The 21449-nt window shown below is 67.3% G+C and carries 20 protein-coding genes; 11 read left to right on the forward strand and 9 right to left on the reverse strand.

Annotation, left to right across the window (positions count from 1 at the left end; translation table 11 throughout):
* Positions 1-62: 62 nt before the first annotated feature.
* Positions 63-1088, reverse strand: coding sequence for an NAD(P)H-dependent glycerol-3-phosphate dehydrogenase (locus tag ACVCL9_RS12420; RefSeq protein WP_395120424.1), 1026 nt, complete (start codon positions 1086-1088; stop codon positions 63-65).
* 9 nt (positions 1089-1097) lie between these two features.
* Complete coding sequence (gene secB / locus ACVCL9_RS12425; RefSeq protein WP_395120425.1) at positions 1098-1601, reverse strand: protein-export chaperone SecB; 504 nt, start codon at positions 1599-1601, stop codon at positions 1098-1100.
* 312 nt (positions 1602-1913) lie between these two features.
* On the opposite strand from secB, the gene rpmB reads away from it, so the two are divergent.
* From rpmB to ACVCL9_RS12445, 4 genes are all read left to right on the forward strand, one after another.
* Entirely contained in the window at positions 1914-2150 is a 237-nt protein-coding gene (gene rpmB, locus ACVCL9_RS12430) for a 50S ribosomal protein L28 (RefSeq protein ID WP_136258932.1), read from the forward strand.
* Positions 2151-2160: 10 nt separating this feature from the next.
* Positions 2161-2328, forward strand: coding sequence for a 50S ribosomal protein L33 (gene rpmG / locus ACVCL9_RS12435; protein WP_136258933.1), 168 nt, complete (start codon positions 2161-2163; stop codon positions 2326-2328).
* Between the two features lie 187 nt (positions 2329-2515).
* A complete protein-coding gene (locus ACVCL9_RS12440) occupies positions 2516-3064 on the forward strand; it encodes a DUF4166 domain-containing protein (RefSeq protein ID WP_447097892.1) in 549 nt (182 codons plus the stop codon).
* Positions 3054-3467, forward strand: coding sequence for a thiol-disulfide oxidoreductase DCC family protein (locus ACVCL9_RS12445; RefSeq protein ID WP_447097891.1), 414 nt, complete (start codon positions 3054-3056; stop codon positions 3465-3467). The genes ACVCL9_RS12440 and ACVCL9_RS12445 overlap by 11 nt, the downstream gene beginning before the upstream one ends.
* Here ACVCL9_RS12445 and ACVCL9_RS12450 read toward each other — a convergent pair.
* Positions 3457-4569 carry a saccharopine dehydrogenase family protein gene (locus ACVCL9_RS12450; protein ID WP_447097890.1) on the reverse strand — a complete coding sequence of 371 codons (1113 nt, stop codon included), beginning with the start codon at positions 4567-4569 and terminating at the stop codon, positions 3457-3459. The genes ACVCL9_RS12445 and ACVCL9_RS12450 overlap by 11 nt on opposite strands.
* A gap of 232 nt (positions 4570-4801) precedes the next feature.
* Entirely contained in the window at positions 4802-5995 is a 1194-nt protein-coding gene (locus tag ACVCL9_RS12455) for a DesA family fatty acid desaturase (protein WP_447097889.1), read from the reverse strand.
* 187 nt (positions 5996-6182) lie between these two features.
* Between ACVCL9_RS12455 and ACVCL9_RS12460 the strand changes: the two genes are divergently transcribed.
* The 6 genes from ACVCL9_RS12460 to ACVCL9_RS12485 all read left to right on the forward strand — a co-directional run bounded on the left by ACVCL9_RS12460 (position 6183) and on the right by ACVCL9_RS12485 (position 11211).
* Entirely contained in the window at positions 6183-6941 is a 759-nt protein-coding gene (locus tag ACVCL9_RS12460; RefSeq protein WP_447097888.1) for an ABC transporter ATP-binding protein, read from the forward strand.
* Positions 6938-7693, forward strand: a complete 756-nt coding sequence (locus tag ACVCL9_RS12465) for an ABC transporter permease (protein ID WP_447097887.1) — start codon at positions 6938-6940, stop codon at positions 7691-7693. The genes ACVCL9_RS12460 and ACVCL9_RS12465 overlap by 4 nt, the downstream gene beginning before the upstream one ends.
* The gene (locus ACVCL9_RS12470) at positions 7693-9048 is read left to right on the forward strand and encodes a GldG family protein (RefSeq protein ID WP_447097886.1); all 1356 of its coding nucleotides are present in this window, start codon (positions 7693-7695) and stop codon (positions 9046-9048) included. The genes ACVCL9_RS12465 and ACVCL9_RS12470 overlap by 1 nt, the downstream gene beginning before the upstream one ends.
* Before the next feature lie 3 nt (positions 9049-9051).
* Entirely contained in the window at positions 9052-9549 is a 498-nt protein-coding gene (locus ACVCL9_RS12475) for a hypothetical protein (protein WP_447099517.1), read from the forward strand.
* Between the two features lie 13 nt (positions 9550-9562).
* Positions 9563-10390 (forward strand): bifunctional DNA-formamidopyrimidine glycosylase/DNA-(apurinic or apyrimidinic site) lyase, encoded by an 828-nt coding sequence (gene mutM / locus ACVCL9_RS12480; RefSeq protein WP_447097885.1) that lies wholly within the window; start codon positions 9563-9565, stop codon positions 10388-10390.
* Between the two features lie 221 nt (positions 10391-10611).
* A complete protein-coding gene (locus ACVCL9_RS12485) occupies positions 10612-11211 on the forward strand; it encodes a nitroreductase family protein (RefSeq protein ID WP_447097884.1) in 600 nt (199 codons plus the stop codon).
* Between the two features lie 130 nt (positions 11212-11341).
* Here the strand turns inward: ACVCL9_RS12485 and ACVCL9_RS12490 are convergent, their stop codons facing one another.
* The 3 genes from ACVCL9_RS12490 to ACVCL9_RS12500 are packed head-to-tail and all read right to left on the reverse strand — an operon-like array spanning position 11342 to position 14112.
* Positions 11342-12106, reverse strand: a complete 765-nt coding sequence (locus ACVCL9_RS12490) for a hypothetical protein (protein ID WP_395120440.1) — start codon at positions 12104-12106, stop codon at positions 11342-11344.
* A 23-nt stretch (positions 12107-12129) separates the two neighbouring features.
* Positions 12130-12762 (reverse strand): thymidine kinase, encoded by a 633-nt coding sequence (locus ACVCL9_RS12495; RefSeq protein ID WP_447097883.1) that lies wholly within the window; start codon positions 12760-12762, stop codon positions 12130-12132.
* Between the two features lie 54 nt (positions 12763-12816).
* Complete coding sequence (locus ACVCL9_RS12500; RefSeq protein WP_447097882.1) at positions 12817-14112, reverse strand: NAD(P)/FAD-dependent oxidoreductase; 1296 nt, start codon at positions 14110-14112, stop codon at positions 12817-12819.
* An 85-nt stretch (positions 14113-14197) separates the two neighbouring features.
* Between ACVCL9_RS12500 and ACVCL9_RS12505 the strand changes: the two genes are divergently transcribed.
* Complete coding sequence (locus ACVCL9_RS12505; protein WP_447097881.1) at positions 14198-16177, forward strand: UvrD-helicase domain-containing protein; 1980 nt, start codon at positions 14198-14200, stop codon at positions 16175-16177.
* A gap of 94 nt (positions 16178-16271) precedes the next feature.
* Here ACVCL9_RS12505 and ACVCL9_RS12510 read toward each other — a convergent pair whose 3' ends face one another.
* Together ACVCL9_RS12510 and ACVCL9_RS12515 are read right to left on the reverse strand one after the other, a co-directional pair.
* Complete coding sequence (locus ACVCL9_RS12510; RefSeq protein WP_447097880.1) at positions 16272-19184, reverse strand: TonB-dependent receptor domain-containing protein; 2913 nt, start codon at positions 19182-19184, stop codon at positions 16272-16274.
* A 118-nt stretch (positions 19185-19302) separates the two neighbouring features.
* A complete protein-coding gene (locus ACVCL9_RS12515) occupies positions 19303-21333 on the reverse strand; it encodes an alpha/beta hydrolase family protein (protein ID WP_447097879.1) in 2031 nt (676 codons plus the stop codon).
* Between the last annotated feature and the right edge of the window lie 116 nt (positions 21334-21449).

Here is a 21449-nt window from a genome sequence, read left to right on the forward strand (position 1 = left end):
TGAGCTTAGCAGCGCGAGTGCCGGATGCGGCGACGGCCGCGGCACCCGCCGCCGGTCCTGCGTCAGTCGTTGCCGAACAGCCCGTGCGGATATTCCGGCTTCTGCTCGCGCGCCATCAGTGCCTTGAGCCCTTCGGCCGGGGTGACCTCGCCGTGCAACACGGCGCGCACGCCGGCGCTGATCGGCAGGTCCAGGCCATGCTTGGCGGCCAGCCGCGCCACTTCGTCGGCGGTGAGGATGCTCTCCACCACCTGGCCGATGCGGCGCACCGCTTCGTCGATCGCCACGCCCTGGCCCAACGCCAGGCCGAGCCGGCGATTGCGCGAGAGGTCGCCGGTGCAGGTCAGCACCAGGTCGCCGAGGCCGGACAGGCCGATCAGCGTTTCCGGCCGTGCGCCCAGCGCCACGCCCAGGCGCAGCATCTCGTTCATGCCGCGGGTGATCAGGCCGGCGCGGGCGTTGAGGCCCAGGTTCATGCCGTCGGCGATGCCGGTGGCGACGGCCAGCACGTTCTTCATCGCGCCGCCGAGCTCGGCGCCGAGCACGTCGCCGCCGGAGTACGCGCGCAGGTTGGGCGCATGCAGCAGGCCGGCGAGTTGTTGCGCGAAGGCATCGTCGTCCGAATGCACGGTGACCGCGCTGGGCAGACCGGTGGCCACCTCCCTGGCGAAGGACGGCCCGGTGATGACCGCCGCCGGCCGGCCCGGCAACTTTTCCGCCACCAGTTCGTGCAGGAAACGCCCGGTACCGGGTTCGAAGCCCTTGGTCGCCCAGGCGATCGCGGTGCCCGCGTCGAGCAGCGGCGCGAGTGCGTCGAGCATCGCGGCGAACGCATGGCTGGGCACCACGATCAGCACGATATCGGCGCCGCGCACGGCCGCGCCGAGATCCGCCTCGTAGCCCAACGCCTCCGGCATAGTGACGCCTGGCAGGTAGCGCGCATTGCTGCGTTGCTGCGCCATCTGCGCCAGCGCGTCGGCATCGCGGCCCCATAGCCGGGTGGGTACGCCGTTGCGGGCGCCGAGCGCGGCCAGAGCCGTGCCCCAGGAGCCCGCGCCGAGCACGGTCAGCTTCGGCTTGTCAGGCATGCCCGAAGCTCAGCTGTTGAGCATCACCGGGGCTTCGTCGCCACCGGCACCACGGCGCAACTGTTCGGCGAACAGCGCGTCGAAATTGATCGGCTGCAACAGGAACGGCGGGAAGCCGCCTTCGAGCACCATCGAGGAAATCACCTGGCGCGCATACGGGAACAGCAGGTTCGGGCAATAGCTGCCCAGGATGCCGGCCTTGTCGGTGTCGCCGAAACCGGCGATGCCGAACACGCCCGCCTGCTCCACTTCCGCCAGGTACGCCGTGCGCTGGCCGACCGTGCAGGTCAGGGTCAGACTGAGCACCACTTCATACAGGTCGTTGCCCAGATCGCTGGCCTTCTGGCCCAGGTTCAGCTGCACCTGCGGCTGCGCGTTCTCGTCGATCTCCTGGAAGATCTGCGGCGCGTTGGGCGCCTCGAAGGAAACGTCCTTCACGTAGATCTTCTGCATCACCAGCTGCGGCTGGCTGGCCTGGCCGTTGGCCTGGTCGTTGTTGATCTCTTGTGCCATCGGGTGGTCCTCTCAAAGACGGGCGGTCAAGCAAAGAGGCTGATTGTTCCATACATCCCCGTCTGGCGCACCCATCCGCACCCTTGAACGGGCGTCCGAGGATTGCGCCCAACCGCTTGTTTCTGCGACAATGCGCGGCTCGCCTCATGTCGGCCCGGTTCTCCGGGTGGTCCGCCACGCAATGCGGACCCACGCGACCGGGCCATGCAACACCTCCGGCATTGCGTGGCGCACCGCGTCGCTGGGCCGATGCCGCCCTGGCCAACGGGTGGCAATCACGGCTTCAACCGAAGCCATTCTTGGGAGGTCGTCATGGCCCGTGTATGTCAAGTCACCGGAAAGGGTGTGCAGAGCGGCAACAATGTCTCGCACGCCAACAACAAGACCCGCCGCCGCTGGTTGCCCAACCTGCATGAGCGTCGCTTCTGGGTCCCCAGCGAAAGCCGCTGGATCAAGCTGCGCGTTTCCAACCACGCCCTGCGCACGATCGACAAGAATGGCATCGAGGCCGTGATTGCCGACATGCGTGCCCGCGGCGAAAAGGTCTGAGGAGCACACCATGGCCAACAAATCGCAAGACAAGATCCGCCTGATTTCTTCGGCCGGCACCGGCCACTTCTACACCACGCAGAAGAACAAGAAGAACACCCCGGAAAAGTTCGAGTTCAAGAAGTACGATCCGGTGGTGCGCAAGCACGTGATCTACAAGGAAGGCAAGATCAAGTGAGGTCATGGCGCATTCGCGCGTAGCGCGAGTGCCCTTGCCATGACGTCATCCCTGCGAAGGCAGGGATCGCTCTTGCTCTTGCGCTCTCCACAGCATCCGCAACAGCGATCTTGACTCCTCCAGGAAAACCCGCCGCCCGGCGGGTTTTCCTTTTGCCCGAAGCCCGCCTATCGCGCATCATCGGGCCATGACATTCCCCGCCCTGTTCCCCACCCTGCTCGGCGATGACGCCTGGCGCGCCTTGCCCGCGGCCGTGCAGGCGATGCACGGCGCCGCACCGCTGCTGCGCGCGAGCGGCGTGGCCGACGTCGATGGCGCCGGCCACTTCCCCGCGCGCTGCCTGCGCCGGCTGCTCGGCCTGCCCGCGCCCGGCCCGCAGCAGGCACTGGCGCTGACGATCGAGCGCCACGGCAACCGCGAAGTATGGACGCGCCGGTTCACCGGCCGACGCATGCAGTCCAGGCTCGACCGCCACGCCGGCTCGCCGCTGCTGCACGAACATCTCGGGCCGGCCACGCTGCGCTTCGCGCTGCGCCGCGACGGCGACGCGATCGACTGGCAACTGCGGGGCGTGAGCCTGTTCGGCCTGCGGTTGCCGCGCTCCTTCTGCGGCACGGTGCGGTCGCGCAGCGGTGCGCACGACGGGCGCTACGCCTTCGACATCGACGTGCGCCTGCCGTTGCTCGGTCGGCTCGTCGCCTACCGCGGCTGGCTGGAGATCGACCGTGTCACCTGAAGGCGAACACCCCGTCATCGTCTTCGATGGCGTCTGCGTGCTGTGCAGCCGCTGGGTGGATTTCATCCTGCGTCACGACCGTACCGGCCGCTTCCGGCTGGCGGCGATGCAGGGGCAACATGGTCGCGCCCTGCTGGTGGCGCACGGCTTGTCGCCGGACGACCCGGTGTCGTTCCTGCTGGTCGAGCAGGATCGGGGTTACCGCGACACGGACGCCATTGTCCGCGTGCTTCGCCACTTGGGCGGGCCGTGGCGCCCGGCAAGCGCGATGCTGCGCATGGTTCCACGCCGCTGGCGCGACGGCGCCTACCGCTGGCTCGCCCGCCACCGATACCGCCTGTTCGGTCGGCGCGCACAATGCCGCCTGCGCGAGCCGGACCAGGCGTGGCGCTTCATCGACTGAGCACCTCGACGCCGGTGCGCAACGCGAATCCCTCGAAGCCGGCGACGATCTGATCGAGCGCAAGCAATCCCATGCAGGGCATGGCGCCCTTCTCGGCCAGCAGACCATCCGCCCAGCGCCGCGCAAACACGATCGCCGGCGTCACCGGCACCTGCGGGCCATCGCCCGCGTCGGCATCCAGCCACCAGCACAGGTGCAGCGGCCGGCCTTGCTCGTCGGTGCCACGCAACTCCACCACCATGCCGCCGACATCAGTGCCCAGGCGCACGAACCATTCGCTCATGCGCCGCAGTGCGGGCGCGTGGCGCGCGAGATCGCGGATCAGGCCCAGTCGCACCAGTACGCCCATGCCCCAAGTCGCCCATTGCAGCAAGGGCAGTTCGAGGCCGGCGCGGAAGACCACCGAACGCGCCTGCGGATAACGCGCGTGAAACAGTTCGAGATCCGGAACATCGCAGACGCCGACGCGGCGATGGCCGAACGGGAACCATTGGCGCCGGCTGTCCATCCAGCCATGCACCGTGTCCCAGCGGCCCTCGCGCCAGACGCGGATCGGCCGCCCGCAATAGCCGAGGATGGAGGCCACCGTGGCATCGCCGCGCGGCGTGCGGTTGCCGGGATTGATCGCGTGTTCGATGGCGTCGAGCCGGCCGAAGCGGGGCAACAGCGCATCGACCGCCGCTGAACTCAGCGCCGGCACGCTGGACGCACCGCTGACCAGCAGCCGGCCCGCACACCGTGCGCGCTCGTTTAGCCGGGAAAAGCCGCAGACAAAATCACGGCCATCGGCGAGGTCGATGTAATCACTGCCGGCGTCGATGCACGCTTCCGCGACACGATAATCCTGCCCCTGGAACGGGCCGGCGGCGTGGATCACCAGATGCGGTTCGAGCGCGGCCAGCGCCGCCGGAAAGTCCGCACTCGCCGTATCCAGTGCATGGACGCGCACACGCGCATCGCCGATCGCCGCGCGCAATGCCTCCAGCGACGCCTTGTGGCGTCCAGCCAGCAACAGTTCGAAACGTGCGTCGTGCGCAAGCCGCGTCGCGATGCGCGAACCGAACACGCCGGTCGCGCCAAGCACCACCACCCTCGGGGTCATTCCGTACCTCCCTGTCGATGCGCAAGGGTTCGAGCTTGCCATGCGCCGCCCGAACGGAGAAACCGGGGCACACGAAGCCCCGGCTCTTCGGGGCAACCTCGCCCCCCGGCCGGAGGCTGCCCTGAAAGCGTCCACCATGTGTCCGGTCTAAACACAGAGTCGGGGGTTCCCTCAAGGCAAACGAAAAGCCCGCCATCGAGGCGGGCCTGGTTCGGGTCGATGCCGCCGGCGCTCAGGCCGTGGCGACCGTGTAGCCCTTGAGCCGCTGGGCGAACTCCTGCAGCGCGCGGATGCCGCTTTCCTCGGCCTCGTGGATCCACTGCTGCAAACCCTTCAGCGCCTGGTCGGCACCGCGCTGTTCCATCAGCGCCGCAAGGCGGCTGCGGAACTCGACCACGGTCTTCAGTGTGGGGCGCTTGGCCAGCATCGCCTGCATGCGGTCGCGGCCCTCGCTGTCGAGCCAACGGCCGCCGTCGGCCATGGCCAGCCGCATCCGGCGCGGGATCGCCCTGATGTTCTCGCCGGCGTGCTGCGCCTCGTCGCGCAGAGTCGGCACGATCACGCCGCGGTAATAGTCGGTCATCGCCTGGAAGCGATGGGTGAGCACCGCCTTGAGCGTGTCGGCGTCGGGCAGGCGCACGTTCGGGCGCACGTCCAGCGAGGGCGCCACGCGCAACACCTTGGCCAGGCCCACGGCACGCAGGCCGCAGATCGCCGCCCAGCCGATATCGAACTCCCACTTGCGCAGGGCGAACTTGGCCGAGCTGGGGAAGGCGTGGTGGTTGTTGTGCAGCTCTTCACCGCCGATCCAGAAACCCCACGGAATCAGGTTGCGCGCGGTGTCGGCGCTCTCGAAGTTGCGGTAGCCGGCCCAGTGGCCGATGCCGTTGACGAAGCCGGCGGCCCAGAACGGGATCCACACCATCTGCAGCGCCCACAGCGCCGCGCCGATCACGCCGAACAAGGCCACGCTGATGAACAACATCAGGGTCGGGCCCCAGTAGGGATGCGCGCCGTAGAGCTTGTGCTCGATCCAGTCGTCGGGCGTGCCGCGACCGTACTGCGCCATGTCCTGCTTGTTCTCGCAGGCGTCGCGGTAGAGCGACACGCCATCCCAGAACACCTTGCGGATGCCGTAGATCATCGGGCTGTGCGGGTCCTCCGCAGTCTCCACCTTGGCGTGGTGCTTGCGATGCACCGCCACCCATTCGCGGGTGACCATGCCGGTGGTGAGCCAGCCCCAGAAACGGAAGAAGTGCGCCAGCACGGGGTGGAAATCCACGCCGCGATGGGTCTGGCTGCGATGCAGGTACAGCGTCACCGTGAAGATGGTGAGCTGGGTCACCACCAGCATGTAGATGGCGATCTGGCCCCAGCTCGCGTTGGCGAGGCCGTGGTTGAGGAAATCGAGTACCGCGTCAAGCATGAAAGTTACCGAATGGGGATGGAACGGGGGGACGGGGTGGAGTCTAATTCGGGGAATGCCATACCCACCAGCATGGCCGGGTCATGATGGTAACAGCCTGTCAAGAGGCGGAAGTGAAACCGGCGTTGGTTGGCAGCGCGCACGATCGCCTGTTGTCTAACCATGGGGGCGCCGTGACAATCAGGCAATGACCACGATCATCCCCCCCGACCCGCCGCCCGCCCTGCAGCTGGATCACGTCGCACGCCGCCGCGCCGGTCGCGTTGCCGTGCGCGATCTCAGCCTGAGCCTGCCGCGCGGCCAGGTGCTGGGCCTGCTCGGCGTCAACGGCGCCGGCAAATCGACCACCTTGTCGATGATCGCCGGGGCGCTGCGCCCGGACCGCGGCGTCATCAAGCTGAACGGCGAGGACTTCCTGGAACACCCGGAGCTGGCTCGCACATGCATCGGCTGGCTGCCCGAACGCGCGCCGCTGTGGCCGGAACTGACCGTGACCGAACACCTGGACGCGCACGCCCGCATCCGCGGCCTGAATGGCGCCGCCCTGCGCGCGGCCCGCAGCGCGATCATCGAGCGGCTGGAACTGCAACCGCTGGCGCGGCGCCTGGCCGGTGTGCTGTCGCAGGGCCAGCGCCAGCGGCTGGGGCTGGCCTGCGCGCTGGTGCACCGCCCAGCGCTGCTGGTGCTGGACGAACCGGCGAACGCACTCGACCCGGTGCAGGTGGCCGCGCTGCGCAGCCTCATCCGCGAGCAGGCCGCCGCCGGCACCGCGGTGATCCTGTCCACGCATGTGCTGGCCGAAGTCACCGCGGTGTGCGATCGCGTGGCGATCCTGCACGAGGGCGCGTTGCAGCACGAAGGCACGGTCGAGGCCGGCGATCATGCGGCGCTGGAACGGCGCTTCTTCGAGATCGCGATGAACCCGCGCCCGGCGCAGGCCGCATGAGCACGTGGGCGGTGACTCGCCTGGAATGGCGTCGCCTGCTGGTGCGTCCGCTGGGCTGGCTACTCGCAGCGCTGACCCTGGCCTGGCTGGGCTGGAACTTCACCGTACTGCTGGGCAGTTTCCTGGCCGGCCAGGTTCAGCGCGCCGCCCTGCCCGACGGCCCCGGCTTCACCGATCTGGTGGCGGTACCGCTGCTGGGGCAACTCGCGCAACTCGCGTTCCTGGTGGTGCCGCTGCTGACCATGTCGGCGATCGCCGGTGAACGCCGCAACGGCACGCTGCCGCTGCTGTTTGCCGCCGGCGTGCCGGCGTCGCGCATCGTGCTTGGCAAGTACCTTGCGCTGCTCGGCTGGTTGCTGCCGTGGTTGGCGCTGACCCTGGCCATGCCGCTGACGCTGGCACACGCCACCGATCTGGACTGGGGCAAACTCGCCGCCGCCGCCATCGGCCTGGCGTTGATGCTGGCCGCGCTGGCGGCGCTGGGGCTGGCCTGTTCCAGTTTCGCCAGCCACCCGGCCATCGCCGCGGCCGCCGCGCTGATCCTGGGACTGGCGCTGTGGAGCGTGAACCTGGGCGCGCAGATGGCCGGCATCGACGGCGGCGCGATCAACTGGCTGGCGATGAGCACGCACGTGCAACCGCTGCTGCGCGGCCTGGTCTCCAGCGCCGACATCCTGTGGTTCGCGCTGCTGACCAGCCTCTCGCTGGCGCTGGCCACGCGCCACCTCTCCACCGAGCGGGAGCGCGGCTGATGCGCAGCGTATTCAGACGTCTGGACGGCTGGTTGTTCGCGCTGCTGTTGCTGCTGGGCTGCGCCGCGATCGGTTATCTCGGCACGCGCCACGTCTACGTAGCCGACTGGACCGCGAACGGTCGCATCAGCCTGTCGCCGGAAAGCCGCGCGGTGCTGGCGAAACTCGACGGGCCGGTGGACATCGTCAGCTACGCCAGCCCGCAGGGCGACCTGCGCCAGACTATTGCCGGCTTCCTGCAGCGCTACCAGATGGTGAAGCGCGACATCAGCCTGCGCTTCGTCGACCCGCAACTGGACCCGGCCCGGATGCGCGAGCTGGGGATCACCGTCGACGGCGCGCTGATCCTGCATTACCGAGACCACGAGCAACGCCTGGACGAGTTGTCCGAGCGCAGCCTGACCAACGCGCTGGAGCGGCTGCAGCGCGGCAACGACCGCATCGTCGCCTTCGTCACCGGCGACGACGAGCGGCGCGCCGACGGCCAGGCGAATGCCGACATGGGCACCTTCATGGCGCAGCTGGAAAGCCGCGGCATGCGCGCGGTGCCGCTCAACTTCTCGCAGGTCAACGCGGTGCCCGAACACACCGACCTGGTGGTGCTGGCCAGCCCCACGGTATCGCTCGCGCCGGGCGCGGTGCAGGCCCTGGTCGACTACGTGCAGGCCGGCGGCAATCTGCTGTGGCTCACCGAGCCGGCCAACGGCGAACTCGGCCTCAAGCCGCTGGCCGACGTGCTGGGCGTGCGCGTGTTGCCGGGCGTGCTGGTCGACGGTTCCGGTTCGGCGCTGGGCCTGCACGATCCGCGCATGCTCGCGCTGGGCAGCTACCCGCCGCAGGCGATCACCCGCGGCTTCCAGCTCGCCACGCTGTTCCCGCAGGCGTCGGCGCTGGCCGAGGTGGCGCGCACGGGCTGGGCGACGCACGCCTTCCTGCGTTCCAGTCCGCAGAGCTGGACCGAGTTCCAGCCGATCGACAACACGAGAAGCTCCGACATCCGCTTCGACGCCGATGCAGGCGAGCTGAAAGGCCCGCTGGATTTCGGTTTCGCGTTGAGCCGGCTGTCGCCCAGCCCGGACAAGAGCGAACAGCGCGCGGTGGTGATCGGCGATGGGGATTTCCTCTCCAACACCTATCTCGGCAACGGCGGCAACCGTGCGCTGGGCGAGCGGGTGTTCAACTGGCTGCTGGGCGACGACAAGCTGGTCGACGTGCCGCCGCGCGGCGCGCCGGACCGTCTGCTGGAAATCTCGCAGGGCGAGTTGAACGTGCTGAGCTTCGGCTTCCTGTTCGGCCTGCCGCTGCTGCTGCTGGTCATCGGCGGCGTCATCGTGTGGCGCCGGCGGCGGCGCTGAATGATGAAGCGCGCCGCCCGGCAACGATGGTTGCTGCTCGCCGCCGTGGCCATGCTGCTCGGACTGGCGCTGTGGCAATGGCAACACGACGCGAGCCGCGCGAACGGTGAGCTGACCACGCTCGATCCGTCCGTGATCAACCACATCAGCCTCGCCCTGCCCGGCGCCGCCACGTTGCATTACGAGAAGCGTGGCGACGGCCACTGGTGGCGTACCGACGGCACGGCGCGCCGGGTGGCCGACGACGACCGCCTGCGCGACCTGGCCGACATCGCCGCCGCGCGCGCGCTGAACTGGCGTCCGCTGGCCGATTTCGAGCTGGCGAAGATCGGCCTGGCGCCGCCGCATGCGGTGCTGACTCTGGACGGCCAGACATTGGCCTTCGGCATCAATGCGGTGACCGGGCCGCAACGCTATGTGCGCGTCGGCGAGCGCGTGGCGCTGGTGTCCGCGCGCTACATGCCGCGCTCGCCGGAAATCCGCACCACCGAACTGCACTGAGCGTCGAACTGTCGTGCCCGAACTGCCGGAAGTCGAAACCACCCGCCGCGGCATCGCGCCGTACCTGATCGGCCGTCGCGTCAGCGGCGTGCTCCTGCGCCGTCCCGATCTGCGCTGGCCGATCCCGCCCGAGATCGGCGAGCTGCTGCCCGGCCAGCGCATCGACGCGGTGGAACGCCGCGCGAAATACCTGTTGCTGCACACCGCCGCCGGCAGCGCGCTGCTGCATCTGGGCATGAGCGGCGTGCTGCGTGTGCTGCCGCCCGACGCGCCGGTGGGCAAGCACGATCATGTCGACATCGCGCTGGAACGCAGCGCCGCGCAGGCATCGCGCGTCCTGCGCTTCACCGACCCTCGCCGCTTCGGCTGCCTGCTGTGGCAACCGCCGGGCACCACGCACGAGCTGCTGGCCCATCTCGGCCCCGAACCGCTGACCGACGCCTTCGACGGCGAGCTGCTGTGGCGTCGCTCGCGCGGACGCACGGCGGCGGTGAAGCTGTTCCTGATGGACAACGCCGTCGTCGTCGGGGTGGGCAACATCTACGCCAGCGAGGCGCTGTTCCGCGCCGGCATCGATCCGCGCCGCGCCGCCGGCGGCGTGTCGCGGGCGCGCTACGAACGACTGGCCGCCGAAGTGAAGCACCTGCTGGCATGGGCGATCGAGCGCGGCGGCACCACCTTGCGCGACTTCCTCAACCCCGACGGCGCACCGGGCTATTTCTTCCGCGAGCTGATGGTCTACGGCCGCGCCGGCGAACCTTGCCGGGTCTGCAGCAGCGCCATCCGGCAGGCCGTGCTGGGCCAGCGCTCCACCTTCTGGTGCCCGCACTGCCAGCGCTGAAGGCGCGGGCAAAGCGGCACGCCCCCGATTTTCCGGTACGGCCCACGATGGCAAGCATCGTCATTGTTTCCTTTTGGAAACAGAGTTGTCACGATTTGCCGGCTACCCAACCTGGGTTCAGCTTCTAAGATAGCCACCTGTAACGCAGGAACCGTGAAAGTCGCTGGACTTCCACTGTTTCCAAAAAGCGTATAGATCCCACGTCTTTCGGAGGAACCTCCATGAACAGCACCATCATCGAATCGCTCAAGAAGCGCCGCACCCAGTACGCGCTGGGTCGCAACGTGGCGCTGGACAAGGACGCCCTCACCAGCCTGGTCAAGGACGCGATCAAGCACACGCCGTCGTCGTTCAACTCGCAAAGTTCGCGCGCGGTGATTCTGTTCGGCGAGCAGAGCGAGCAGTTCTGGGAGCTGACCAAGCAGGAGCTGAAGAAGATCGTGCCGGCCGAGGCGTTCGCCAACACCGCCGCCAAGCTGGACAGCTTCGCCGCCGGCATCGGCACCGTGCTGTTCTATGAGGACCAGTCGGTGGTGAAAGGCCTGCAGGAACAGTTCGCCCTGTACGCGGACAACTTCCCGGTGTGGTCCGAACAGAGCAGCGGCATGGCCCAGTTCGCCGTGTGGCTGGCGCTGACCGAGGCCGGCGTGGGCGCCAGCCTGCAGCACTACAACCCGGTCACGGATGAGGCGACCCGCCAGGAATGGAACGTGCCGGCGACGTGGAAGCTGCGCGCGCAGATGCCGTTCGGTTCGCACGAAGGCGGCTTCGGCGAGAAGGCGTTCATGGACGACGCGCAGCGCTTCATCACGGTGGGCTGAGCCCGTCCGCGCGATCCCGCGCGTACTGCGATGATGCGAGGCCGGCACCCAGGTGCCGGCCTCGCCGTTTGTGCGCCCCTGCAACCAGTCCGCGCCCCGCCACGAGACGGGCTGACCGGCACGCGGCCGGTCAGGCCCAGCGAAACTCGACCCAGCTGTTGTTGAAGGGCGGCTCATCCATGCCGCCGCCGAGTCTCGCGACCATGCCGGCGGGGATGCCCTCGCCCTGGAGCGCCTGGCCATCGGCGAAATGCGCGCCCAGCGCCTGCAATTCGGCCATCTGTTCGCACAACGCGCCGGCGCGATCGACGGCGGCGTCGGGCACGTCGCGGATGCTGATGTCGGGGCGACCGAACTTGCGCATGCCGCGCGTTCGTATCCACGAGCGTCCCGGCGCGGTGTCGCCGTCGCACAGGATCAGCAGGTGGTTCCGGATCGGCGCGCCATCACGGATCAGGTAGTGGCGGCGCCAGGCATCGGCGTCGAGCAGGCTGAGTATCTGCGGATCGAGCACCGCCACGCCGCCGATGTCGAGCATGCCCGCCAGCACGCCCAGGGTGTCACGCAGGTAGCCGGTGGCCGGGCTGTCCGCCAGCGCGCCGCGCACCACCATCACCTCCGGTGCATCGAACGCGCGCTGGAACGCCTGCGGCGCATCGGCCTTGTACATGCGCCCCATCGCCCCCTTCAGCGGGTAGCCGTCCCAGCCGCGCAGATCGGCGTGGCGATGATTGGTCGCGGCGAGGCCCGCCGGCAGGCCGGGGCTGCCGTAATCCTGCGAGGGCACGCGCACGGCCTCGAATTTTCCGAACACGTAGAACTGCAGCACGATCGTTTCTTCGCTCGGCTGCCAGTGCGGGCGTTGCCAGGCGGGAATGGGGAACTGGTGGCTCATGGTCATCCTTGCGATGGCGGGGTTCAGCGCTCGTCGTCCAGCGGCAGCACCGTCTGTTGCAGCTCGATGCGACCGCGGCCTTCGCTGATCTTCTTGAACTCGGCGCGACTCACCGAAACATAGCGCTCGTTGCCGCCGATCTCGACCTGCGGACCCTCGGTGACGGCACGGCCGTGCTCGTCCACGCGCACCACCATGGTGGCCTTGCGCCCGGTGTGGCAGATCGTCTTGATCTCCTGCAGCTCGTCGGCCCAGGCCAGCAGGTGGCGGCTACCCTCGAACAACTCGCCGCGGAAGTCCGTGCGCAGACCATAGGCCAGCACGGGAATATGGAGTCGATCGACGACATCGCTGATCTGCCATACCTGCGCCTTGCCGAGAAACTGCGCCTCGTCGACGAACACGCAATGCAGCGGTCCGCGTGCGGCGATGTCGGCCTCGACCAGGGCGAACAGATCCTCGTCGCCGGCGAAGCGTCGCGCATTCGCCTTCAGCCCGATGCGCGAAGCGACCACGCCCTCGCCGAAGCGGTTGTCCAGCGCCGGCGTGAGGATCAGCGTGCGCATGCCGCGTTCGTGATAGTTGTACGCGCTCTGCAGCAGCGTGGTGGTCTTGCCGGCGTTCATCGCCGAGTAATAGAAATAGAGCTTGGCCATGGGGCGTCGGCGCGGCGATCGGTCAGCGGAAACGCGTCATTGTAGGCTGCGCACTCACTCCGCGCGCGCCTGCGCGAGCCGATGGCGATGGCCGCGCCACCACTGACGCGGATGGCGCAGCACCATGATCGCGTAGACCAGCTTGAACAGGCGCAGCCGCCGCAGCACGCGCGGCGGGTCGTAGAGGTCGCCGGCCAGCATCGAGATCACGCCCTGCTCCAGCTGCCAGCCATTGCGCGGCGCAGCGAACATGCGCCGCATCACCGGCTCGTTGAAGCGGTGGATGAAGAACGCGAAGCGCGCCATGCCCATGCGCAGGCGCTTCTCCAGCGCCCGCTGCAGCGCCGCCTCGCGCTCCGGTTCGCGCAGCGCGCCGTCGATCACGTCCACCGCACGCTCGGCCGCGTCCATCGCCAGAAACACGCCGGAGGAAAACACCGGGTCGAGGAAGGCGAACGCGTCGCCGACCAGGATCCAGCCGGGGCCGGCCATCTCGCGCGAGTCGTAGGAATAGTTGCCGGCCACACGCACCTCGTCGATCAGCTCGGCACCCTGCAGGCGTTCCCACAGCGCCGCGTTCTGCCGCAGCGTGTCGAGCAGGAAGGCGCGCGTGTCGCCGTGCCTTTGCTTGAGGTAATCGGGCCAGCACACCGCGCCCACGCTCATGCTGTCGTCGGGCAACGGGATCATCCACATCCAGCCGTGCTCGAAGCGGTAGATGCTGACGTTGCCCGCGTCTTCGCCACTGCGGCGCGCGGCATGGCGGAATCGGCTGAACAGCGCCGCGCTCTGGTGCTGGCGATTCCTGCGCTTGAGCTTGTGCTTCGTCGAGAGGAAGGCATCGCGGCCACTGGCGTCGACCAGGTAACGCGCCTCGATCGCGTGCTCCGCGCCGTCGTCGGCATGCACCTCGATCCGCGTCTGGCGCGGGCCGCGCTGCTCGACTGCCACCACCTGCTGCCCTTCGCGCACGTCGGCGCCGCATTCGCGCGCGTGCTCGCAGAGCATCTGGTCGAAATCCTGCCGCCACACCTGGTAGCTGTGCGGCGGGCTGTCGCCGAGTGCGCGACCGAACGAGAACACGTTGTAGCCGCGCTCGTTGTCCGCCTCGAAGTCCGCGCCGGCCTTGAACACGCCCATCGCGTGCACCTTGTCCAGCACGCCGAGCCGCTCGAACACCGGCAGATTCATCGGCAGCAGCGATTCGCCGATGTGGAAGCGCGGGTGGCGCGCCTTTTCCAGCACGATCACCCGGTAGCCGCGACGCGCCAGCAGCGCCGCTGCGGTGCTGCCGCCGGGGCCGGCACCGATCACCGCCACGTCGCATTGCTCGACTTGCTGGGCTGTCATGCAGCTCCCCATCGGTGGGTTCGCTCGATTATGCCCCACGGCCGCTCTGTTACCATCGGGCGCTGTCCCACCCTCGCAACGATCCATGCTCAACCCACAACAACTGGCCGCCGTCGAACATTGCGAGGGGCCACTGCTGGTGCTGGCCGGCGCCGGCTCCGGCAAGACCAGCGTGATCACGCAGAAGATCGCGTATCTGATCCAGCGCCGCAGACTCGACCCGTCGAGAATCGCCGCGATCACCTTCACCAACAAGGCCGCGCGCGAGATGCGCGAGCGCGTGGCCAAGCTGGTGTCGAGCGAGGATGCGGCCGCGCTCACGGTGAGCACATTCCACGCGCTGGGGCTGAAGTTCCTGCAGATCGAGCACGCGCGCGCCGGGTTGCGCCGCGGTTTCTCGGTGCTGGACGCGGACGACAGCGGCGGCATCGTCAAGGAGCTGGCGCCCAAAGGCGCCAAGCCCGACGTGCTGTTCGGCCTGCGCAACCTGCTCAGCCGCGCGAAGAACGGCGGGCTGTCGCCGCAGGAAGCGCTGGCCGCCGCGCGCAGCCCGCGCGAGCTGGAGGCGGCGACCATCTACGAGCTGTACCAGGCGCGCCTGGCCGCGTTCAACGCGGTGGATTTCGACGACCTGATCCGGCTGCCGCTGCGCATCCTGGAATCGGATGGCGAATGCCGCGACGCCTGGCGCGAGCGCCTGCGCTACCTGCTGGTGGACGAGTACCAGGACACCAACGATGCGCAGTACCGCCTGCTGAAAGCGCTCACCGGCGAGCGCGGCGGAATCACCTGCGTGGGCGACGACGACCAGTCGATCTACGCCTGGCGCGGCGCCAACCCGGAGAACATCGACCAGCTCGGCCGCGACTGGCCGAACCTGCGCGTGATCAAGCTGGAACAGAACTACCGCTGCGGCAAGCGCATCCTGCGCGCAGCCAACGCGCTGATCGCGCACAACCCGCACAGCCACGAAAAGAAGCTGTGGAGCGAGCATCCGGAAGGCGCACCGATCCGCGTGCTGGAATGCAAGGAGGCCGAGCACGAGGCCGAGCGCGTCGCCGCGATCGCCACCACGCTGGCGGAGAAGCACAAGGCACGCTGGGACGACATGGCGATCCTGTACCGCGGCAACTTCCAGGCGCGCCCGCTGGAGAAGGCGCTGCGGCTGGCGCGCATCCCCTACCACCTCACCGGCGCGCTGTCCTTCCTCGACCGCGCCGAGGTGAAGGACATCCTGTGCTACCTGCGCCTGCTGACCAACCCCAGCGACGACGCCGCCTTCCTGCGCGTGGTGAACGTGCCCAAACGCGAGATCGGCTCCACCACGCTGGAGAAGCTCGGCCAGATCGCGCAGTCGCGCCACTGCTCGCTGCTCGATGCCACCCGCAGCGACGGCGTGCTGCGCCAGCTCACGCCGCGACCGGCCGCCGCGCTGGCGGGCTTTTCCGACCTGCTCGATGAACTGCGCAGCGCCTCGTTGCACGAAAGCGCCGCCGACCTGGTCGAACGCATCCTCAAGCGCACCGGCTACGCCGCACAGATTGCCGCCGCCACGCCCGACGCCAGCGTGCGCGAACGCAAGCTGGGCAACCTGAAGGAACTCGCCGACTGGTTCCGCGCGATGCAGAAAGGCAACAGCGCCGGCGACCTTGCCGCCCAACTGGCCCTGCTCAGCCACGCCGACCGCGACGAGCCGGGCAACGCGGTGCGCATGATGACGCTGCACGCCGCCAAGGGCCTGGAGTTCCGCTTCGTCTTCATCGTCGGCTGCGAAGACGGCACGCTGCCGCACGAGGGCGCGCTGGACGAAGGCCGCATCGACGAGGAACGCCGCCTGATGTACGTCGGCATCACCCGCGCCAAGGAACTGCTGACCCTGTCCTGGTCCGCGCAGACCAGGCGCTACGGCGAGATCCACCGCAACCAGCCCAGTCGTTTCCTGCATGAGCTGCCGCAAACCGACCTGCACTGGCAGGGCAAGGACCCCGAAGCGGACAAGGAAGTGACCCGCGAAACCGCCGAGTCGCACATGGCCAAGATCCAGGCGATGCTGGCCGGCGGGTAGTTCGCCAACCGCCGCGACGGCGCACCGGCATCACTACAAAAAAAGAGGCGACCCGAAGGTCGCCTCTTTTCGTCCTGCACCAACGCCTTTGCGATCAGAACTTGTAGTTCAGACGCGCAAAGAACGTACGGCCGTACCAGTCGTACTGCGAGGCATACAGCGGTGCATTGCCCACCGTGGTACCCGCGCTCGGCGAGATCAGATCCGGCTCGGTATCGAACACGTTGCGGATACCGACCAGCACACCCCAATGACCGCGCTCATAACCGACCGACACGTTGTGGATGAGCTGCCAGCTTGCCTCGATGTCCCGAGCCGCGCCCTTGTACCCCAGGTAGGTATAGATGTTGCTGAGGTCCTTGTTGCGGGTGGTGCTGACGTACTGGCCGTTCCACGTATAGGTCCAGTCGCCCCGCTCCAGGCTGATGACGCTGCGAGCCACCGTCTTCGGACGCCCGATGTAACCCACCTGCTCCGACGAGCTCAGGCCGCTGGCCGCAGCCGAGTCGAACAGCTGGTAGATGTCGGACATCGTGTAGGTGATCTGCCCTTCCGCCGTCAGCTTGCCGAACGAGAAGTCGTTGCTGTAGTTCATCTGCAGGTCGTAACCGCGGGTCCGTTCGCGGTTGATGTTGACGTAGACGCTGTAGATCTCGGTGATCCGGTTCGGATCGGCAGCTGCGTTCGGCGGGTTGCGCACGAGCTGGTTGCAGAACGAGTTGGGATACACGGTGGAGCCGTAGCAGCCGAGTACGATGTCGCCGGCGTCGAGCTGCGAGATCTCGCCCTGGACGTTGTAATCGAAATAGTCCAGCGCCACGTTCAGGTTGGCGAAGGTCGGCTGCCAGACGAAACCGGCCGACTTCGCACGCGAGGTTTCCGGCTTCAGGAAGCCCGCACCGCCACCCGAATAGATCGTCGCGGAAGCACCGCCGCCGGGATAGTTGGCCGGGATGCCCGCCGCGGCACAATTGGCACGGAGGCGATCGTTGCTGCTGTCACCCCACAGAATGCAGGGATCGATGCCGAGCTGGCCCAGGAACCCGGTCTGGTTGCCGAGGTAGAGCTCGTAGAGGCCCGGGGCGCGATACGACGTGCCCAGCGTGCCGCGCAGACGGAAGGTCGGGGTGATCTGCCAGTTCAGGCCGGTCTTCCACACGTTGTCGGTGCCCGGGATGCTGCCGTACTTGAACGCGCGACCCGAGAAGTTGGCCGACAGCGACTCGACTGCCGGCAGGCCCTTCAGCAACGGCACGTCGATTTCCGAGAACGCCTCGGTGACGTGATCCTGTCCGCGCGTGACCTGCGCCGAGCTGGAGCCCCACAGCCAGCCGTTCTTGGAGGCTTCGGAAGGCTGGTCGTCGATCGAGTAATGGCGATACTCGAGGCCGAACGCCGCACCCACGTCGCCCGCCGGCAGGGTGAACAGGTTGCCGGTGGCCAGCGCCTTGGCGGTTGCCTGGGTGTATAGGGTGTTGCCCTTGATGTTCATGCCGACGGCGTTGACGAGCTGGCTCATCTTGTCGCCGTTCAGGATGCCCGGATCGAAGTAGTCGACCAGCGGCGTGTCGAGCTCGTTGGCCGCGTCGCCCAGGTCACCGCTCTTGCGCGCATCGATCGCGAGCTGGCTGTAATCGCCGCTGGAGCGGCTGTAGCCGGCATCGACTTCCCACGACCAGCTGTCGGTGGAGGCGAACAGGCCTTCCAGCTTGGTGGTGCCGTAGAAATAATCCACGGTCTCCTTGCCATTCGAGGGGAACGGCATGATGGGCTCGTAGTAATTGTCGTCCGTCGGGTTGTAGACGATCGGGAAGAACTGGCGGTAGCCGTGCGTCTTGGTTTCACGACGGTTTGCCAGCCACTGGGTGCTCCAGTTCACCTCGCCGAAGCTGAAATTCGTGGCCGCATAGACACTGGCGCGCTGACGCTGGTTGATGGCGTACGCATCACCCACGAACGGGAAGTTGAGCTGATCCTCGTAGTACGCCTGCGGCGAGTTGCCGTAGCTCTTGGACGGGTTCGGCCGTGGGTGGTAACCGGGGAACGGTCCGACGGTGCTGCCGTCCACGGACGGCACGTAGCGAATGCCGGGATTGAAGTAGTTGATGATGCTGTTGGCGTACAGGTTGTTGCAACCGCCGAGGCTGGTGCCTCCGATGACGGAGTGATCCTCGCGGTCGATGCGCTGGCCGTCGGTACCCCAGACACGATCCTGGCTGCACTTGAGGAAGTCGCGGTCACCCAGCTCGATCGCGTTGAGCCGATCGAGCTGTGCCGCCAGCACGACGCTGCCCTTGTCGAAGTTCCAGCCGGTGCCGAACGACAAGGTGTACTGCTCGCCGCCGCCATGCTGAGGCATGCTGGCGGCGAAAGTCATTTCGGGACGATCCATGCGCTTCTTGGTGATCAGGTTGACGACGCCGGAAACGGCATCGGAACCGTACAGCGACGAAGAACCGTCCTTGACCACTTCGATGTTCGACAGGATGACCTGCGGAATCACGTTGAGGTCGAAGCCCGCGCCGGTCTGGCCGCGCGTGCCGGCCGGACCCGGGCGCTGACCGTCGAGCAGGACGAGGGTGCGGTTGGCGCCCAGACCACGCAGGTTGACGGTCTGGATGCCGGTGCCGCCTTCGACGATGTAGCCGCCGAACTGGCCATTGATCTGCGTGGAGCCCGCGGCAGCGGTGGTCGTCTGCAGGAAGTCGGCGGTGTCGAACTGACCGCTGGCGATGTTGTTCTGGACGTCGATCACCTGCACTGGCGAGGTGGTCTGGTATTCCGGCCGCTTCAGCAGGGTGCCCGTGACGGTCACCGTCTCCAGCTCCTTGGCCTTCTTGTTCTGGTCCTGCTGCTTGGTCGTGTCAGCCTGCTGGCTGGTCGACTGGCTGGCACTGTCGGTTGCCGGCGCCTGGTCCTGTGCGAACACAGGCGTGACTTGCAACGCTGCAACGACCGCGATCGCCAGCGGCAAGCGTTGAAGCCCTCGTTGGACAAACTTGTTCATGAAATAGCACTCCCCTAAATCGACCAGTTGTTGTAACCGCATTATTTTGCGGTTAAGCGAATGTAGCCGGTGGGGGGAGACTGTGCAACCGCCTCAACCGGCAGGCAAAAACGTTCGGCTAGCCTGAAATCTGCCCGCAATTCTTGCCCAGGAAATCCAGGATCAAGTTGAGGGTCTGCCGCTGCTGGCTCGGATACCAGGGCATGCTGTGCGGCATGTTCGGAATCCAGTGGAACTGGGCCGGCACGCGGTTCTTGACGGCCTCGTAGAACGGATGGGCGTGGATCGCCGGCGGAGTCCGCACATCACGGTCGCCGTCGAACAGCATGATGGGCAGGTGCGCCTTGTCCGCATTCTCCATGGGGTCCATGCCCTTCACGGTCTGGCCCTGCAGGATGCGCTGCAGGCGGTTGTCGCTCCAGGATGTGCCCAGCCGACCGAGATTGGCCACCGGCGCGCCGGCAATGGCGCATTGGTACGGCGACGGCGAACGCACGGTGGCGGCCACGGCCGCGAACCCGCCGTACGAGTACCCGAAGATCGCGATCTGGTTCTTGGCGGCAACACCCTGCGAGACAAGCCACGCAGCGCCGTCGTCGAGATCGTCGGACATCTTCAGGCCCCACTGCTTGTCGCCGGCCATCCAGAGCTCGCGACCGAGACCTTCCGAGCCGCGGTACTGCGGACGCAGCACGGCATAGCCGCGCGAGGTGAGCATCGGCACCCAGCCCGACGCGTCCCAACCCGTGTAATCCCGCGCCCATGGACCGCCGTGCGGCATGATGATCGCCTTCGCCGGCGCATCGCCCTGCTTCCAGCCGGCAGGCAGGTCGAGGATCGCGGGAATCTCGCGCCCGTCGCGCGCCTTGTAGGTCACCCAGCTTTCCTCGCCGGTCATGTCGTTGCTGATCCACGGGCGCGTGCTGCCGAGGTTGGCCACCTGCTTCTTGCCCAGCAGCAGATGGTAGGCCGGCGGATTGCTGGCGCTCTGCGTGGTGAACAGCACCTTGGCCAGATCGTCGGTGTAGCTGGCGATGTTTACCTGCTGGCCGGGGAAGGCCTGCTTGATCGAGTCCTGGATGGCTTTCAATTCCGGGTCGATGTAGACGACCTGGCGATACGGCCCATCGACGACGAAGCCCACGATCTGGTTGAAGTTGCTGGCCCGCGTGCTGAAAAGCAGGCCCCCGATGGAATAGTTCTTGTCGGCAAGGGCCGGTTCCGGGTCGTACTTCTGCGTCGCCGGGTCATACATGCGCACCTGCAGCTTGTCGGAAAACTGGTCGGTCAGGATGTAGAACTTGCCGGTCGCGTCGTCGAGGCCCTCCACCGTTACGGTGTAACGCTGGGAGAGCTTGGTGGTCAGCGCAGGCTGCAACTCGAACTGGCCGGTCTTGGCATTGAGCAGCAGCACGCGCTGTTCGTAATCGCCGCCGACGGGCTCGATCTCGGATTTGGCCAGCACCTTGCCGGTGCGGGAGTCGAAGAGCGAAGGCCGGGCGCGATTGCCGCCCTTGAACAGCAGTTCGCGCTCCTTGGTTTTCAGGTTGTAGAGGTAGTAGTTCGAGGTCCAGGTGACCTGGCTCAACTGGCTGATGATGACGCGATCCGGATCCAGCGGCAGCATGTTCACCAGATCCGACGTGCCGGCGATCTCCAGGCAGCGCTCGGTGTCCTTGCTGACGCCGACCCTGCGTGTGTCATTGGCAAAGGCTTCGCCGAAATTCTTCTGGTCGGCATCGGCCAGATAGGTCTTGACGACGAACGTCTTGGTGGCACCGGTGTCCTTGCCCTCGCCGCAACCGCCGAGGTGGCCGGTCCATTCCTGCCGGGCGATCGCCAGCAGCTTGTTCGCCTTCAGGGCATAGGCGGCAATGAACTTCATGTGGTCGCCCGACGGGGTCACCACCTTGGGGCCGGCGGACAGCGCGTCCGTATCCCACGTGGCCAGCGCCGTATCGTCCTTGTCGTTGGGCGAGGGAATCAGCCCGACCAGATGCTTGCCATCCGGACTCATCGATACCGATTGCAGTGCCGGCAAGCGGGCCAACGCCTCCACCGGAATCGGCTGGGCCGCGTGAGCCGACCCCAGACTCAATGCCGCTGCCAGCGCACCGCCAAGCAACGCCTGAAAAAACGTGTGTCGCATGTATTCAACTCCCCTGGAAATGACCGCCCCATACGGCCGTTGCGCCCGTGGGCGAATGGCTCTTGATCCCCGAAGATAGCAGGAACTTTGCGCTCGGCGAAGAAGCGGCGCGCACC

It is taken from the genome of Rhodanobacter sp. UC4438_H5, assembly GCF_052978405.1.